The following is a 16,539-nucleotide window of genomic DNA, read 5'->3' as shown; positions in this document are numbered from 1 at the left end:
TTGACCCCACTGCCCCTTAGCACAATGGGGTCACCTGTATTCTATTATAGAAAGTATAACATTCAATTCATGACAAGCGCAGTTTAATCAGTTAATATGGCAAAATTCATTGTCACTGGCTTAACCTCATACAGAAATAAGGTCAGGACAATACCTCACCTTATTTCTGTAAATCGTATTGTGTTAAGAATTTTACCACTTGTTGCTTGGTCGCGGCAAGTGACTGTGTGTTATCGATCACGATATCCGCTAACTGCCGCTTTGCGACTAACGGCCATTGACTAGCCATGCGCTGTTTAGCAGCCGTCTCATTTAACTGATCACGCTGCATGAGCCGCTGTAATTCAGTAGGTGCGTCAACATAGACCACCATCGTTAAATCAGCGATTTGCTGATAATGGGCTTCAAATAATAAAGGCACATCCAATACGATCAAGCCAGGGGCGCTGCGCTTCAACTCAACTAACTGCCGCGTCATTTCTTGGCGGATCAACGGGCCGGTGATCGCCGTTAATTGGGCTAACTGGCGCCGATCAGCGAAGACGATCGCACCAAGCTTTTTACGATCCAGCGCACCGTCAGCCGTTAAAATAGCCGGCGTAAATAAGGCGGTCAATTGACGTAAGCCGCTAGTGCCCGGTGCTACCACCTGGCGCGCGATCACATCGGCATCGATGATCGGATAACCGTACTCACCGAACCACCGACTGACGGTTGACTTGCCACTGGCGATACCGCCCGTTAAGCCTAACACCAGCGTCATGAAGCACTAACCTGACTGCCGGGTAAAATTTGACAATGCGGGCAAAAATGAGTGCCGCGTTGGGCGACTTTGATTTTCTCGATCGTCACCCCACACCGCTCACAAGGTTCACCTTCACGACCATACACGTGGAGCGACAATTGAAAGCCGCCCGTTGCCCCGTATGCATCAGTATAACTGCGAATAGTGGTGCCCTTAGCCTGAATGGCCTTGGTCAGTTCTAAAATAATATTATCGTGTAGCACTTGGATCTGCGCCGGCGATAATGTGTTAGCTGGTTGTAAGGGATGAATTTCACTCAGCCACAACACTTCATCAGCGTAAATATTGCCGAGACCCGCCACCACATTCTGGTCCAGCAAGGTCGGCTTGATGGCTTTTTTGTGTCGCCGTAAACGCTGCGCAAAATCCGCCACTTGAAAATCAGCGGCCGTGGGCTCTGGCCCTAGCGTCTTTAAGCCGCCAACCTGATTTTCCGTCCCCGTTTTGATCAACGTCATGCGACCAAATTTACGCGTGTCTAAATAACGCAGCGCTGTGCCATCGGTGAAATTAAAAATGACGTGGGTATGCTTGGTTACTTCCTGTGCTTGCGGCGTGACCCGATACTTGCCTTCCATCCGTAAATGAGAGACCAGCGTCAAATCGTCACTGAGCCGAAATAGCAAATATTTACCGCGCCGATCGACTTCTTTAAAAGTTTCACCAACTAGATCATTGGTAAATTTGGCGCTGTCACCGTTAATGATCTTACCCCAACGAACTTCAACGTTGGCAATGGTTTTATTTAAAATTAAACCGCGCAATCCTTGGCGAACGGTTTCAACTTCTGGTAATTCTGGCATTTGTTCACCTAACCTTTTTTAACGTCATACCAAGTTGGTCCACTACCGTAGCCAACCTTCATCGGTACTTCCAACTTAACAGCTGCATCCATCACTTGTGGCACTAATTGTTCCAAAGTGGCAATTTCACTTGCCGGTGCTTCAAAAATGAGTTCATCATGGACCTGCAGTAACATAGTAGCTTGTAAATACTGATCACGCAATGCTTTTTGCATATTCAACATTGCCACCTTGATAATGTCGGCTGCACTACCTTGGATCGGCGTATTCATTGCCGTCCGCTCAGCAAATGAGCGCAAATTAAAGTTCTTCGAATGAATATCTGGTAAATAACGCCGCCGATGGAACAAGGTTTCGACGTAGCCATATTTTTGCGCTGAAGTCACAATATCGGCCATATACTGCTTGACATTAGGATATTCCCGGAAATAATTATCAATGTACGTTTTCGCTTGCTGGCGCGTGATGCCCAAGTTCTGCGATAAGCCGTAGTCACTGATGCCGTAAACGATCCCGAAATTGACCGCTTTAGCTTGGCGACGCATATTCGGCGTCACTTCACTGGCGTCCTTTAAATCAAAGATCCGCATGGCGGTGCTGGCGTGAATATCGGCACCCTCCGTGAAGGCCGCCTGCAAATTAGCATCGTGGGAAATATGCGCCAACACGCGTAATTCGATTTGCGAATAATCAGCCGCAAAAATTTGCCAACCTTCTGTCTTAGGCACAAAAGCTTGCCGAATCTGGCGGCCATCTTCATCGCGGACGGGAATATTTTGCAAATTAGGGTCGATCGATGATAAACGCCCAGTCGCCGTTAATGTCTGTAAATAAGTGGTGTGGATCTTGCCATCATCGGGGTCGATCACTTTTAACAGGCCATCAATGTAGGTGGATTGTAATTTAGTTAAACCGCGATAATCCAAGACATCACTGGCGATCGGCGCAATTTGCTTCAATTGTTCCAACACGCCGACTGCAGTTGAGTAGCCGGTTTTTGTTTTTTTGATCACCGGTAAATTCATCTTTTCAAATAAGATCACACCCAGTTGTTTGGAAGAATTAATGTTGAATTCTTCTTCAGCTTCGGCATAGATTTTTTTGGTCAGTGTTTCGATTCGTTGGGCAAAGTCCTTGCGTAGCACGTTCAAGCGTGCTTGATCCACACGAATACCCGCAATTTCCATTTGCGCTAAAACAATGGCCAGCGGTAGTTCCATTTCCTTAAACAAGCCATCTTGTTCGTTTGCTTCTAATTGCTGATCAAGCTGTGGTTGGAGTTGTTCGATCGCCAATGCTTTTTGCGCCAAATGTTGATACAAAACTTGCGGATCTTCTGGCAACGCCCGTTTGGCCCCTTTACCGTAAACTTCTTCATCGGTGGCAACCTCACGATACTGATGTAACTGGGCAATTTTGCCTAGATCATTGCCACTATCGTTAGGATTCAACAGGTATGAAACTAATAACAGATCGAATTGAATGCCGGCCAACGGAATTTCTAACCGGTTAAGCCCGACATAAGTTCGCTTAGCATCAAAAACTAACTTAGGCTGTTGTGGATCAGCCAAAAAGGCTTTAAATTGTGGCAACTGCAATAGTTTAACGTCGGTGCTGACGTACCATTGCCCCTGTTGCCCGATTACGAAACCAGCAAATGGTGCGGTGTGGTAATTAGTGTCCAACATTTCTAAATAAAAAGCCACTGGACCGGTGAAACCAGCTAATACTGCTGGCACTGACGCGGCAGTCAATTCCTGAAATTCAATTGCGGCGCGGGCCTGTTCCGTTTCCGGATCAGCTAATTTACTCAAAAAAGCATTGAAGTCCATTTCCTGATAAAAATCGCGTAAAGCTGGCACATCAAGACCTTGATAAACCAAATCGGTTAAATCGATCGTTAATGGCGCGTCTTGACGAATCGTAGCCAGATCTTTGCTCAAAAAAGCCTGCTCCCGATCCGCTTCTAAATGTTCCTTCATTTTACTAGGCTTCAACTGATCCAGATTTTCGTAAATACCTTCAACACTATCAAATTGTTTCAACAGCTTGATCGCCGTTTTTTCGCCAACTTTAGTGACCCCTGGATAATTATCCGAAGTATCACCAGCTAAGCCTTTCATATCGATGATCTGTCGCGGTGTGAGTTCGTATTTTTCCGCCACGTGCGCTGGGGTATAAGCTTCTAATTGATTGACCCCTTTAACGGTTACATTGACCGTCACGGATTCAGTTGCCAATTGTGTTAGATCGCGATCGCCGGTCACAATATCAACGGTAAACCCTGCGGCGGCCGCCTTTTGAGCTAAAGTTCCAATAATATCATCGGCTTCAAAGTCAGCTAATTCATAAGCGCAGATACCGTACGCCGCTAACAAATCGCGCAAATACGGAAATTGCTCGGATAATTCGCTCGGGGTTTTATCGCGTTGACCTTTATAATCGCTAAATTTAGCGGTCCGAAAAGTCGTTTTACCGGCATCAAACGCCACTAAAACATGAGTTGGGGTGAACGTTTTTAACACCACATCCAGCATGGTATTAAAAGCATAAATTGCGTTAGTATGCAGGCCGTTGTGGTTAATGAAAGTATTGATCTGTGAATGTAGGGCAAAAAAAGCCCGAAAGGCGACACTATTGCCGTCAATTAATAATAAATGTTTATCGCTGGCCATATTAAGCTCCCTCATAATTAAATTTATGTTTAATCCACTTTATATTCTAACAAAAAACGCCGCCTTTTGCTGTAAGTAAAGTGGCGGAACAAAAAAAGAAGCTTACAGCCGATCAGCTGCAAACTCCTGTCATCGATCAGTTAATCGTTGCTACTACCGCCAATACCAAAAATTCGTAAGAAGAATAAGAATAGGTTAATGAAATCAAGGTAGAGTTGCAACGCACCCATAATTGCCAAACCGTTTAAGTCGCTACGGCCCGCGTTTTGCATGTACATTGCTTTGATTCGTTGGCTATCCCAAGCAGTTAAACCAATAAAGATGATCACACCGATAAAGGAGAAAATGTAATCAACTGCTGGGTTACGTAAAAACATATTGACCACTGTGGCCACTAGCAAACCGATCAACGCCGCAAAGGCCATCTGCCCGATGCCAGCTAAGTTACGCTTGGTCAATGAACCGTACAACGCCATTGCCGCAAACGTACCAGTAGCAGCAACAAAAGCCGTCGTAATATTCGCCACGCTATAGAACGATAACGTCAGCGCCAGCGTCAGGCCATTGACCACCGCAAACGCCATAAACAGCACAAAGGACAAAACACCGCCACGACTGGCACGCACGCTGGTCCCCATAACAAAGGCTAATTCGAGAAAAATCAAGGCGTACAACATGATCGGATTATTGCCGATCGCATTTGCAAATTGAACGCGGTAAACAGTTAGTGCCAAAAACGAAACGATTGCTGAAACGGCTACACCTAAACTCATATAACCGTATACTTTGGTCAAATATTGACCCAGACTAGCTTCGTTGACAATTATATTTCTTGGTTGTTCTTGCATTTTAAACTCCCTTTCTACTTAGCTTAAATCAAACTCGTCATTGATCAGTCGGTGCTTTAGGCGGTGTCACTAAGATCACTGCATCTAAAACACGTTGTTGGCGGACGTTTTCAGCTGCGATCGATAGCGTCACTAATTCACGCGTTCGATCGACCCGAATAACTTTAAAGCTGAAAGTTAGCGTTTCCCCATGTAAAACGGGCTGAATAAAATTGATCGAAATATTGACCACGTTGCTACCGGGACCCGGTAAATGCTTAGAGATCGCACTAGTCATGATCCCAGCCAGTAGCACCTGCGGCACCACCGCGTGTTGATATTCCGTCTGCGCAGCGTAAGCAGTCTGAGTAAACAGCGGATTATTATCATTAGTCAGGCCCAAGTATAAAAAGATGTCGCGTTCTTCGATGGCTTGCGTCACCGTTAAACTGTCACCTTCCTTGATCATCGCTAATGTTTTACCTAATGAATAGTCTGCACTCATCCCGTTTATCACCGTCCTTATTCAATATTCTACCAAATTACCTATAATTGACAACTATTTAGTCGCTCGTGCATGACGCAAAAATAGGCTAAACAGGTTAAATCGGCTAATTATTCTTTAAGCTAGAATCACTTAGCAAGGCTTCGTAGGCTTTTTCATATTTCTGAACATCACCGGCACCCATGAAAACAGCGACCGCATCATGATAGTCCAACAAAGGCGACATATTATTCAATTGCAAGACCGTGCCACCTTTACTGATTTTAGCGCCTAGATCAGCACTAGAAACTTTACCTTCATGCTCCCGCGCCGAACTAAAGATCTCCGTCAGGTAAACCACATCCGCCAAGTTTAAACTTTTGGCAAAATCGTCCATATAGGCGATCGTCCGGGAAAAAGTATGCGGTTGGAAAACAGCAATGATCTGTTTATCTGGATATTTTTGCCGAGCAGCATCCAACGTCGCTTTGATTTCTGATGGATGATGCGCATAGTCATCGATGATCGTCATATCAGCCATTTTACGTTCGGAGAAGCGCCGTTTGACCCCTTGGAAAGTCAACAATTCGCGGGCAACTTCTGCGTGAGGGATTTTTTCCATGTGGCTAACCGCGATCACCGCTAAGCTATTAAGCACGTTATGCTCACCAAATAAATGGATCACGTAATGACCTAAGTTTTCATCGTGATAGTAGACGTCAAATTCTGAACCATTGACGGTTCGCAAAATATGCCGCGCCTGAAAATCATCACGTTCGCTGGTGCCGTAATAGTATACTGGCACGTCTGTTTTCAGCTTACGCAGCTCAGGATCGTCGCCCCAGGCAAAGATCCCCTTCTTAACTTGATTGGCCTCAGTTTGAAAAGCGTCAAAAACATCTTCAATGCCATGATAATAATCGGGATGATCAAAATCAATGTTGGTCATGATCATATAATCTGGTGCTTGGGCCAGAAAATGGCGCCGGTATTCATCAGCTTCGAAAACAAAAAATTGTGAATTCTTGATTCCTTTGCCGGTACCATCGCCAACTAAGAAACTGGTTGGCGCGATACCACCCAGTACATGCGCTAACAAGCCAGTAGTGCTTGTTTTACCATGCGCGCCAGCAACACCGATACTGGTATGACCAGCCAATAATTCGCCGAGCAACTCAGGATAACGCAGCACCTTTAAATTCAATGCTTTAGCAGCTTTGATCTCTGGATGTGTGTCTGGGAAAGAATTACCGGCGACGATCGTTAAGCCAGCGTGAATATTTTCTGCGGCAAACGGCATGATCTGCACGCCAGCCTTTTCCAAATCACGTTGCGTAAATGTATATTGTTCAATGTCAGAGCCTTGAACTTGATAACCTTCGTCATGCAAAATCATGGCTAAAGCGCTCATCCCGGAACCTTTGATCCCGACAAAATGATAAATCGTATTGTTATCCACTACAAAAATCCCCTTTTTCAGCATGCTCGCCATCTGACGACAAACTTTAATTCATTTGTTTACTTTCTTGATATTGGATCAAATCTTCTGGCGTAAAGTAGACGTCACGTGGCTTTGAACCACTTGCTGGCGAAATTAGATTACGCTGTTCTAAGCTGTCGATCAAATTAGCCGCACGATTATAGCCAATTGAAAAGACCCGCTGTAATTTGGAAGTAGAAACCTGAGCTTCATCAGCAATATAAGTTAAAACTTCTGGGAAAATCTCATCTTGATTTTCAGTGGCTTCAACTTTTTCCAGTAAGCCCTCTGGTTCAAATAAGTAATGCGGTGGCAGTTGTTGCTTAACAAAATCAACGATTGGGTCGATCTCACTTTCCGCATAAGTCCCTTGGATCCGAATTGGTTGGCTTTGACCATTACCGAGATAAAGCATGTCGCCACGGCCTAATAGTCGTTCAGCGCCGCCTTGGTCGATGATCGTCCGCGAATCAATTTGACTGGAGACCATAAAGGCCAAGCGCGTCGGAATGTTATTTTTGATCGTTCCGGTGATCACATCCACACTTGGGCGCTGGGTTGCCACTAGCAAATGGATCCCGGCAGCCCGCGCCTTTTGCGTGATACGGACAATGTAGTCCTGCACTTCATTGGACGCTACCATCATTAAATCAGCTAACTCATCAATGATGATCACAATGTACGGCATTTTCAACCCATGATCACCGTGTGCCGCGGCCTTAGTATTAAACTGTTCTAAATTACGAACCCCAGCTGCGGCCATTTTTTGATAACGGTTTTCCATTTCATCAACGGCCCACTTCAATGCCGCAGCGGCCGCTTTAGGATCAGAGATGACCGGCGACAATAGATGCGGCAGCCCATTATACGGTGCGAGCTCGACCGCTTTGGGATCGATCAATAATAACTTGACCTCACTGGGTTTAGCTTTAAATAAAATCGATAACAATAAACTGTTGATGAAGACACTTTTACCAGAACCAGTGGCGCCGGCGATCAAGCCATGGGGCATTTTGCCAACGTTGGTGACCATTGGTTGGCCAAATAAATCAACACCTAATGCCACCGTTAGCGGTGATTTACTTTCCTGGAATTGGGTTGATTCAACCACTTCCGATAACATGACTGGTCGTGATTTCAAATTAGGAATTTCAATCCCCACCGTTGACTTACCAGGAATTGGCGCCTCGATCCGAATATCTTTAGCCGCTAAAGCTAACTTTAGGTCGTCGCTAAGATTAGTGATCTTGCTGACTTTAACGCCACGCGCTAAGCTAACTTCAAACTGCGTCACTGCCGGGCCAATGCTCCAACGACTAACCGTAGCTTGTACGTTAAAAGCTTTTAGCGTTTCATTTAAAACAGTCCGTTGCTGCTCCACCCACGCCTTCATCTCACTACTATTATCCTTCACCGGTTCCGGTAATAGTGAAAATGGGGGTAACTGGTAATGTTGATCATCCAACGGTGCCTGCTCTTTAATCGTTAATTGCGGCTTAGCATCATGGCTATCGCCGACTGTATTCGCGGTTTGATGCAAAGTTGGCGCTGACTGACTAGCCACTGCCACAATCGGCTGTGGTGTCAGTACCGACTCGTTGTTTGGCAGCTTGCTGTCAACTGGCGGTACTGGTTGACTAACTGGTGTGTTGGCAGTAACTGCCGCCACGACCTGCTGCCAGGATGGTGTTGCCGTTGCGTCAGCGACATCTGGATCGGCAACTGCCGCTGCTGCATTAGCTTCTGCCACTGTTTGCTCAGTTTCTGGTACAGTAACTGAGGTCGCTTCTGGCAACTCACTATCCGTCATTGTCGCTTTGTCGGCGTCAACCGTTGTGTCGCCACTATCCGCAGCTGCTTGACTGGCTGCCGTCAAATCTGCTTCACTTTGTGGTTCTAACTCGGCCGCTACCGCAGTTTCAGTGGTAGTCGTACTTGCTGCCGGCTCGCTAACCGGTGTCGGCACAGCTGATTCAGCAACTGCAACTACGTCAGTTTCAGCGGTCGCAACTGGATTTACGTGCTGCGCTGCGCTAGTCACTGGTTCATCAAGCTGGGCGCTTGGCGTTGCCGTTGCGTCAGCCATTGATTCAGACTCAGCCGCAACCGTGGCTGTAGCCGGTGCTGTACTTTCAGTTTCAGCACTGTCCGGCGCAATCGTTTCAGTTTCTGCGTCATCATTAGCAGTTGCCGGTAGAAAAGTTGGCACAATGTCAGCGGTCGGCGTAACTGCTATTGCAGGTTCGCTATCAAACAATAGGTAACTTGTTGCGGATTTATTCAACGCCTGCACATAACGGTTCAAACGGATCTGTTCATCCGTTGTTTGCTGCCGTTGGCGTGATTGCGGAATATATTTAGGTGTAAAGCGGTGATTACTGGTGACAATTGGTTGACTTGTTGGTTGTGGCGTCCGTTTCACTGGTGTCGCAACTGCGGCCGCAGCAGTTGGTGTTGCAACGTGCTGGTGCCGTTGCGGTTGTTTAGCTGCACTTAACGTTGGCTGACGCCGCAAAAAAACAGGTCCATCGTAATGATCCACACAATTACCCCCTTCTAATTTAATGATCGTAACTTATTGATGCTCAAATTGAAGCTTTATCTGCGTTTTGCGCGGCAACTACTGCGGCAGCTTGATCGAAATCAAACGGTGTCCCGGCAGGAATATCCGCTGGCATGACTAAAATACCATGCTGCTTAGGTGCGTTTGGCAAAGCTAGCTCGCGTGCGGCACTGATCATGCCATCGCTGGTTACGCCGCGCAAGGCACCAGGCCAAATAATCTGACCATTAGGCATCATTGCGCCAATTTTAGCGACGACTACTTTTTGGCCTTGAGCCACATTGGGCGCACCACAAACAATTTGTAAAGTTTGCTCATGATCTACTTCGACCTGCGTCACTTGTAAATGATCAGAATCGGGATGCGCCTCCGCAGACTTAACGTAGCCGATCACGAATTTAGGACTAAGGTCTGCCGCTAATTCAGCGGTAAACCCAACTTGAGTCAGCAATTGGTTTAAACGTTCAACTTGCGTTTCAGTTAAGAAAACTTGACCGTTGCCAGTCAATTCAGGCAAATACTGACTAACGTGGAAAATATTGAAGCCCAACGGTTGTGCGGTGACCGTATCATAAATACGAACCACATCGCCGGCTTGCTCCGTTGCCTGTGGATTAGCGGTGTCTGGAGCGACCAATAAAATTAAGGTATCAGCAAATGCTGCTGCGTTCAAACTTGAAATTAACATGATTCTTCCTCTCTACTTCACAATTAAGGTAGGTTATTAGCCAACTACGCTAATAACCACGATGTTACGGGCGATATCCATTCTTGTGGCAAAGCCCTTGCCGCAAGAAACATGGTTCTACTTCACAATTAAGGTAGGTTATTAGCCAACTACGCTAATAACCACGATGTTACGGGCGATATCCATTCTTGTGGCAAAGCTTAAGGAGCGTAGTTGTAAAGTCCACAACTGCGTTTCCTCAACTCAAATCGTTTCGGTCACCGCAAGAAACATGGTTCTACTTCACAATTAAGCTGGGTTATCAGCTAACTACACTCATAACCACGGTGTTACTTCGTCATTCATAAAATAATGATCAAAATTTTTTATTTTTTCTATTTACATTAATTATCATATCAACACTCACGGGAGTCATGAACTAGCGGCGTCGATTCAATCGGCGCTTTTGATCACTAACACATCGCCGGTGGCTTCGCGAACGATCGTTTCAGCAAACGAGCCTAACATAAATCGATCAATGGCAGATTGTCCTGACTGACCCACGATGATCAAATCGGCAGTTTGTTCGTGTAGCAAGGTTCGTGCCGTGCCAGTTAAAAGCGTCGTTGTCACATTTTTAACGCCAGCAGTTAATGCTTGTTGCCGTGCTGCCGCTAACTTTGCGGTAAAATCTGCTTGCTCTTTTTGGTGAGCAGCGGCGACTAACTCGGTAGTGTTGCCGATCTGTGGTGAATACTCGATCACGTGAACTAGGCGTAGTTCGGCCTGCTCATGTTGCGCTAATGTGATCGCCTTTTTTAAAGCCGCAGCGGCGGGCCGACTATCGTCAATGCCAACTAAAATCACTTGATATTGTTGCACCACATTCATCTCCAGCCTATACTTTGAATAAATCGAAAATCAACGGAGGTTATTTACCTTGAATAAAACGACTCGTCAGTTAGCAAGTGGTAGCTTATTATTGATCAGTGGCTTGTTGCTAAGCCGCCGTCTATGGCGTAATTATCGCGGCGCACAGCCGGACAAACTACTGCAGCAACTTAAACAGAAATTACAACAGCAGGCTCCGATCAGTGGCACTTGGATCGAGCTCACGCCCTTACACTACCATAACCGCTTGGCCTATCGCGGCGGTGTCACCCAACAATTAACCGACCACCGCCGTGAATATCGTTTCATTATCGCCGCTAACGGCCAGCTGTTAGCTGGTCATTGGCAACCGCTCAATGATTAAGTTACTCAAAATGAGCACTGATCAAATAAATTGGGTGGCCCATTTGACTGAAACGTTGTTCATATTCAGTTTCAATGTTTTCCGGTGCTTCATCAGCGTGCAAGTCCAACGATAAATCGTCAAATTGCATCCCAAATTGGTTAAAACTGATCAGTGAATACTCAAATAAGCCACGGTTATCCGTTTTAAATTGCAGACTCCCCTGCGGCTGTAAAATAGCTTGATACATTTTTAAAAATAATTGGTGCGTTAGGCGACGCTTCGCATGGCGGGTTTTCGGCCATGGATCAGAAAAATTCAAGTAGATCTGCGCCACTTCATCGTCGGCAAAAAAGTCGGTTAGCTCACCGCCATCAGCTTGGATCAAATACAGATTAGGCAGCTGCGCCGTCAATTGTTTTTCTAAAATCATGATCGCAACTGATTGTTGAATTTCAATGCCAATAAAATTCCGTTCCGGATTGGCTTTGGCCATTTCAACAATAAATCGGCCCTTGCCAGAACCAACTTCGATACTGAGCGGTTGATTTTGGGTAAATTTGCTTTGCCATTGGCCTTTAAATTCAGCTGGAGTTGTCGTGATGTATTGGGGATTAGCTGCAATTTCGCCTGCAGCCCGGGGCTTGTTCCGTAAACGCATGGTCGACCTCATTTTCTATTATCTGTTTTTAATCGCTGTAGCCACTACGCTAGTGGTGACAGTTTTTTATATTTTTCATAAAAAAGGGCTGGAAGGTAACCTGGTTACCGCTCCGGCCCTATCTATTACCGTTATTGTCCTGAACGCGCGCTGAATAACTCACGCAATTGGAGTAGCGCCTGATTCATTTCATGGTACCGCTGTTCGCTGTAGAAACGCTTCACGACCAGTAATAAGTTTAAAAAGCCATACCACTCGATGCGGGCAATAATGCCGTGATCGCTATTAACACCGTAATCACCTAGCCAGCGTGTCCATTGCGTCCGCGGTACATACTGGCATAAGACCGTGCTTAGATCAAAGGCCGCATCGGCAAACATTGCGTCGTCCCAGTCAACGATATACAACCGTTGCTGTTCGGATAACAACCAATTTTTGTGATTCAAATCCCCATGGCAGACTTCCAGTTGTTCTGGATCAAATACTGGTTTGTTCTGGATCAGATAAGTCAGCACCTGCTGCAATAGCGGATGACTGCGTAGATCCGAGGATAGATTTAAATAATATTGTTGTAAAAAGTGATCCGACGTCACGGTTAGCCCGCCGACGCGCTGAAGCATTTTCTTCAGTAACTTGGAATGATGGACCCGCGCCAGCAACTTGGCTACCGCGGTGTCACCCATTTCGTTGCGGGTCAGGGTTCGCCCATTCAACCATTCTTGGGCGGTCAGCACATCGCCACTGGAAATTCGTTTTGTCCAAATTAGACGTGGTGAAATGCCTTCCATCGACAATGCCGCTAAAAACGGGGATGTATTGCGTTTGAGGAAAATTTTCTCCTGCGCCCGCATCCCTACGAAGGCGGCTCCGGTACTACCGCCTGCTGGTTGGATCTGCCAACCAGCATCTAAATCAAAATCCATCGCCACACCCCCTTTTTAGAACATTGTTACGACTAGTTCAAGCGTAAAATCAACTAGCGCCGTATCAATAACTTCACTCACTATTTTACTGGTCAATAAAACTAACGTCAAGCGCCTGAGCACCTTATTTTTCTGGTTGCAAACGTCGTGGAAAATAAACGCGTGTTAGCAGTAAAACCACGACTAATTCAATCACTACAAAAATCAACCAATGACTCAGACTGCTACTGACTAACATAACTAGCGCGAAGATCACCGCCTGGATCATTAGCAGCCCTTGAACCAAATGTTGAAAGGATTGTATTTTGTTGGTCAGCGGCACCGGATATAAATGAACTAATAAGTTTTCGTTAAAGATCTGGTAAAACGGTAATAGCTGAAAACCGACTAAATAGATGAAAATCGCGCCGAGCAGTGTCGCGATCCACCACAGCGGAATAAACCAGAGGATCACCGCGCCGATCACCAATAATCGTAAGTAGAGCCCTAAGTATTCGGTGCCCCGTAAAAATTCATGTAAATAGAGATAGCCAAAGGTACGCTGATGATTGCCTTTAAATAATCGTAGCACTGGATCCAAATAGACGCGACGATGCACTTTACCACTTAGTTGCGGCACATCGGTAAATAAATTGATCAGCCGGTAAAGCTGCAGCATCCGTGAGTTTTCATTTTTGACTGCGGTCCGCCATTGTAACACGGCACTCGCCAAAAAGCGTGGTAAATATAGGCGCAAACCAAATTCGGCCACAACTGCCAAGCCGATTCCTACCAACGGACTGATCCATAAACTAGCTGCGATCACAATTGCTGCAACCAAATAAAATAATACGCGCCATTGCCGGATACGCTGCGGCTGATCATCATAGTTAGCCACTAACTGCAGCCAAAGTTGGCCATCCTTTAATGCCACCAAAACCACAAACAAGCCGAGGCTGCTACTTGGCGCTAAATTGGTCGCCACCACTTGAAATGGCAATAGTGCGCCAAGCATAATCACAAAAAAGAGACTCGGTAACCATAAACTATAGCGCCGCGCTGCCAGCAAGTACGTCAATAACGCGCGCTCCTTAGGTAGCAAAAATAAAGTATCCGCATCTTGCAATAAAGTGGCCAGACGCCCCACGCTGAGCAGCGCCACAAATAAAATCAGTAATCCTGGCTTGGCCCACCATAACGGCGCGTGGATCGTGTCCAGCAGATTAGAATAACTGTAGGCCACGGCGCCCACAAAGATAAAAATTGCGATCATGAAAAATTCAGTGAAAACGTAGCGTGAATATTTTAGCATTTGCTTATGATGTTGCCGTAATCGTTGCTGCCATAACTGTTTCATTGGGCTACCTCGTCGATCATTTTGAAGTAAATATCATCCAAGTTAGCGTCAGTCATGCCAAATTGTTGTTTCAACTCAGGTAACGTGCCCTGTGCACGAATCTCTCCACCACTGAGCAAAATAAAACGATCAGCATATTGTTGTGCCGTCGCCAAAACATGGGTCGACATCAAAACGGCTGCCCCCCGTGCTTTTTGCTGTTCAATGATCGTCAGTAGATCACGGATCGCCAATGGATCCAGCCCGGTAAAAGGTTCATCGATAATGTACAGATCAGCCGGCACAATAAAAGCGCAAACGATCATGACTTTTTGTTGCATCCCTTTTGAAAAGTTAGCTGGAAACCAGTCCAGACGCTTGTTCAAACGGAAGCGGGTCAATAGATCACCCGCTTGTTGCCACGCTTTTTCACTATCTAGGTCATACGCCATAATCGTGAGTTCAATATGCTCGCGTAAAGTTAACGCCGGGTATAATACTGGCGTTTCTGGAACAAACGTCATTGATTTACGGTAAGTTTCGGGTTCACCGGCCAAAGTGACGCCATTTAATTTAATCGTGCCTTTTTGCGGCGTTAAAATGCCGATGATATTCTTGATCGTTGTTGATTTACCAGCGCCGTTCAAGCCGATCAAGCCGACAACGGTTTGTTCTGGGATCGTAAAGTTTAAGTCTTTTAAAACGGGAACATGCGAGTAGCCCCCGGTTAAATGTTCAACTTCTAAGCTCATAAATAGCAGTACTCCTTTTGTGATCAGTCATTTATTTTAATTAGTGCACGTTTTCACTGCGATTCCGTAGCAATATAAAACCGCGTTAAGTAGCATTATTTTACATTTAATTATAGCATAAACCGCTACCGGTATTAGTTCAATTTATGCGCTTAATATGGTAGCATGAATGTAATTAAAGAAAGAAGGCTTCCGCTTATGGCTTATGATGCAGACTGTATTTTTTGTAAAATTATTCGTAATGAAATTCCCAATACCGTCGTTTACGAAGACGATGTGGTTAAAGCGTTCCTCGATATTACCCAAGTGACGCCTGGCCATACTTTAGTCGTGCCGAAAACGCACGTGGCCGATATTTTTGGGTATGACGCTGATCTAGCTGCTGCCGTATTTAGCCGCATCCCTAAAATTGCCCAGGCAATCAAGGCTAGTGATCCGGCTATTATTGGCATGAACATCGTCAATAATAATGGTAAGGTCGCCTATCAATCTGTTCTCCACTCACATTTTCATTTGATCCCCCGCTACCAGCCAACTGAAGGCTTCGCCATGACCTTCACTGACAATAGCGCTGACTATACCCCTGAACAATTACAGCAAGTCGCCGCAAAAATCAGCGCCCAATTTAGCGCAGAATAATCATCGCACCTTAATACTGAACAGGAGCCTGTCCGTCTTGCTGGTCTACGGCCTAGTCGGAAGGACATCCGTCGCGAAAATAAAGATTTTGGTTACAAAATCGCACCTTGATATTGAACAGAAGCCTGTCCGTCTTGCCGGTCTACGGCTTAGCCGGAAGGACATCCGTCGTGAAAATAAAGATTTTGGTTACAAAATCTAAACTTAATCATTGAACAGGAGGAATCTTTTAATGAAATTTAGTACTGGCTTATTGGTCGGCGCTACGGTTGGCAGTCTCTATGCCCTTTTCACTGCTAAACGAAGTGGCCGCGACACGCAACAACAAATCAAGCAATATGTCGATGGCGTCACTGATGGTGCGCTGGCGGTCAATGATAGCTTGGCAAAGCTGCGTCAGGCAGCCCAAGTTCTAGCTAAGGAAGGCAGCGGTAACGCCGCCGCTACAGTTGAAGAATTGCAGCAGCTATTTGCTGATTTTAATTTTCAAACTGAATCACGGATCAAACGGGCCAAAGATGCCGGTGAGCAATTGCAACAAGATTTAGGTACTGTGTTACCTAATGAACCGAAAAATTAAATTTAGTGACATCATTTAGCGTGCTGAATCAGCGTTCGTGGGTACTTTCTATCGTATAATGAGACTATCCTGTGACAACAAATTGGATTTATTGAAGTTTTCATGAAGAAATCAATAGAGATTTCAAATCT

The 16,539-nt window shown here is 45.7% G+C and carries 16 protein-coding genes; 3 read left to right on the top strand and 13 right to left on the bottom strand.

Features of this window, described 5'->3' with window-relative positions; genetic code table 11:
• Positions 1 to 160: 160 nt before the first annotated feature.
• From coaE to EKM76_RS00190, 9 genes are all read right to left on the bottom strand, one after another.
• A complete protein-coding gene (gene coaE, locus EKM76_RS00230) occupies positions 161 to 763 on the bottom strand; it encodes a dephospho-CoA kinase (RefSeq protein WP_125548658.1) in 603 nt (200 codons plus the stop codon).
• On the bottom strand, positions 760 to 1,608 hold the full coding sequence (gene mutM, locus EKM76_RS00225) for a DNA-formamidopyrimidine glycosylase (protein WP_125548657.1): 849 nt from the start codon (positions 1,606 to 1,608) through the stop codon (positions 760 to 762). Before mutM ends, coaE begins: the two co-directional genes overlap by 4 nt.
• A gap of 8 nt (positions 1,609 to 1,616) precedes the next feature.
• A complete protein-coding gene (polA, locus tag EKM76_RS00220) occupies positions 1,617 to 4,283 on the bottom strand; it encodes a DNA polymerase I (RefSeq protein ID WP_125548656.1) in 2,667 nt (888 codons plus the stop codon).
• Between the two features lie 140 nt (positions 4,284 to 4,423).
• Complete coding sequence (locus tag EKM76_RS00215; RefSeq protein WP_125548655.1) at positions 4,424 to 5,131, bottom strand: Bax inhibitor-1/YccA family protein; 708 nt, start codon at positions 5,129 to 5,131, stop codon at positions 4,424 to 4,426.
• 37 nt (positions 5,132 to 5,168) lie between these two features.
• Positions 5,169 to 5,615 carry a MaoC/PaaZ C-terminal domain-containing protein gene (locus EKM76_RS00210; RefSeq protein ID WP_125548654.1) on the bottom strand — a complete coding sequence of 149 codons (447 nt, stop codon included), beginning with the start codon at positions 5,613 to 5,615 and terminating at the stop codon, positions 5,169 to 5,171.
• Positions 5,616 to 5,721: 106 nt separating this feature from the next.
• Entirely contained in the window at positions 5,722 to 7,053 is a 1,332-nt protein-coding gene (gene murC / locus EKM76_RS00205; protein WP_125548653.1) for a UDP-N-acetylmuramate--L-alanine ligase, read from the bottom strand.
• Positions 7,054 to 7,099: 46 nt separating this feature from the next.
• Entirely contained in the window at positions 7,100 to 9,616 is a 2,517-nt protein-coding gene (locus tag EKM76_RS00200; RefSeq protein ID WP_164507549.1) for a DNA translocase FtsK, read from the bottom strand.
• Between the two features lie 43 nt (positions 9,617 to 9,659).
• Entirely contained in the window at positions 9,660 to 10,325 is a 666-nt protein-coding gene (ytpR, locus tag EKM76_RS00195) for a YtpR family tRNA-binding protein (RefSeq protein ID WP_125548652.1), read from the bottom strand.
• A gap of 432 nt (positions 10,326 to 10,757) precedes the next feature.
• Entirely contained in the window at positions 10,758 to 11,186 is a 429-nt protein-coding gene (locus tag EKM76_RS00190; RefSeq protein ID WP_125548651.1) for a universal stress protein, read from the bottom strand.
• Positions 11,187 to 11,244: 58 nt separating this feature from the next.
• Here EKM76_RS00190 and EKM76_RS00185 point away from each other — a divergent pair, with 58 nt between their 5' ends.
• A complete protein-coding gene (locus tag EKM76_RS00185) occupies positions 11,245 to 11,559 on the top strand; it encodes a hypothetical protein (protein WP_125548650.1) in 315 nt (104 codons plus the stop codon).
• Position 11,560: 1 nt separating this feature from the next.
• Here the strand turns inward: EKM76_RS00185 and trmB are convergent, their stop codons facing one another.
• From trmB to EKM76_RS00165, 4 genes are all read right to left on the bottom strand, one after another.
• Entirely contained in the window at positions 11,561 to 12,199 is a 639-nt protein-coding gene (trmB, locus tag EKM76_RS00180) for a tRNA (guanosine(46)-N7)-methyltransferase TrmB (RefSeq protein ID WP_125548649.1), read from the bottom strand.
• A gap of 131 nt (positions 12,200 to 12,330) precedes the next feature.
• On the bottom strand, positions 12,331 to 13,122 hold the full coding sequence (locus EKM76_RS00175; protein ID WP_125548648.1) for a phosphotransferase family protein: 792 nt from the start codon (positions 13,120 to 13,122) through the stop codon (positions 12,331 to 12,333).
• A gap of 124 nt (positions 13,123 to 13,246) precedes the next feature.
• A complete protein-coding gene (locus EKM76_RS00170; protein WP_125548647.1) occupies positions 13,247 to 14,458 on the bottom strand; it encodes an ABC transporter permease in 1,212 nt (403 codons plus the stop codon).
• Positions 14,455 to 15,189, bottom strand: a complete 735-nt coding sequence (locus EKM76_RS00165; protein ID WP_125548646.1) for an ABC transporter ATP-binding protein — start codon at positions 15,187 to 15,189, stop codon at positions 14,455 to 14,457. Before EKM76_RS00165 ends, EKM76_RS00170 begins: the two co-directional genes overlap by 4 nt.
• A 198-nt stretch (positions 15,190 to 15,387) precedes the next feature.
• On the opposite strand from EKM76_RS00165, the gene EKM76_RS00160 reads away from it, so the two are divergent.
• Both EKM76_RS00160 and EKM76_RS00155 read left to right on the top strand, forming a co-directional pair.
• Positions 15,388 to 15,828: an HIT family protein gene (locus tag EKM76_RS00160; RefSeq protein ID WP_125548645.1), complete on the top strand. Its 441-nt coding sequence runs from the start codon at positions 15,388 to 15,390 to the stop codon at positions 15,826 to 15,828.
• Positions 15,829 to 16,060: 232 nt separating this feature from the next.
• The gene (locus tag EKM76_RS00155) at positions 16,061 to 16,408 is read left to right on the top strand and encodes a YtxH domain-containing protein (RefSeq protein WP_125548644.1); all 348 of its coding nucleotides are present in this window, start codon (positions 16,061 to 16,063) and stop codon (positions 16,406 to 16,408) included.
• The last annotated feature ends 131 nt before the right edge of the window (positions 16,409 to 16,539 follow it).

The organism is Loigolactobacillus zhaoyuanensis, assembly GCF_003946385.1.
In the GTDB taxonomy this organism is placed as follows: domain Bacteria; phylum Bacillota; class Bacilli; order Lactobacillales; family Lactobacillaceae; genus Loigolactobacillus; species Loigolactobacillus zhaoyuanensis.
This window is presented reverse-complemented; position numbering and strand designations above follow the sequence as displayed.

What these genes read in the sequence shown, in the direction of transcription:
- coaE (WP_125548658.1), bottom strand. Translation starts at nt 763, where the DNA reads ATGACGCTGGTGTTAGGCTTAACGGGCGGTATCGCCAGTGGCAAGTCA.
- mutM (WP_125548657.1), bottom strand. Translation starts at nt 1,608, where the DNA reads ATGCCAGAATTACCAGAAGTTGAAACCGTTCGCCAAGGATTGCGCGGT.
- polA (WP_125548656.1), bottom strand. Translation starts at nt 4,283, where the DNA reads ATGGCCAGCGATAAACATTTATTATTAATTGACGGCAATAGTGTCGCC.
- EKM76_RS00215 (WP_125548655.1), bottom strand. Translation starts at nt 5,131, where the DNA reads ATGCAAGAACAACCAAGAAATATAATTGTCAACGAAGCTAGTCTGGGT.
- EKM76_RS00210 (WP_125548654.1), bottom strand. Translation starts at nt 5,615, where the DNA reads ATGAGTGCAGACTATTCATTAGGTAAAACATTAGCGATGATCAAGGAA.
- ytpR (WP_125548652.1), bottom strand. Translation starts at nt 10,325, where the DNA reads ATGTTAATTTCAAGTTTGAACGCAGCAGCATTTGCTGATACCTTAATT.
- trmB (WP_125548649.1), bottom strand. Translation starts at nt 12,199, where the DNA reads ATGCGTTTACGGAACAAGCCCCGGGCTGCAGGCGAAATTGCAGCTAAT.
- EKM76_RS00175 (WP_125548648.1), bottom strand. Translation starts at nt 13,122, where the DNA reads ATGGATTTTGATTTAGATGCTGGTTGGCAGATCCAACCAGCAGGCGGT.
- EKM76_RS00170 (WP_125548647.1), bottom strand. Translation starts at nt 14,458, where the DNA reads ATGAAACAGTTATGGCAGCAACGATTACGGCAACATCATAAGCAAATG.
- EKM76_RS00165 (WP_125548646.1), bottom strand. Translation starts at nt 15,189, where the DNA reads ATGAGCTTAGAAGTTGAACATTTAACCGGGGGCTACTCGCATGTTCCC.
- EKM76_RS00160 (WP_125548645.1), top strand. Translation starts at nt 15,388, where the DNA reads ATGGCTTATGATGCAGACTGTATTTTTTGTAAAATTATTCGTAATGAA.
- EKM76_RS00155 (WP_125548644.1), top strand. Translation starts at nt 16,061, where the DNA reads ATGAAATTTAGTACTGGCTTATTGGTCGGCGCTACGGTTGGCAGTCTC.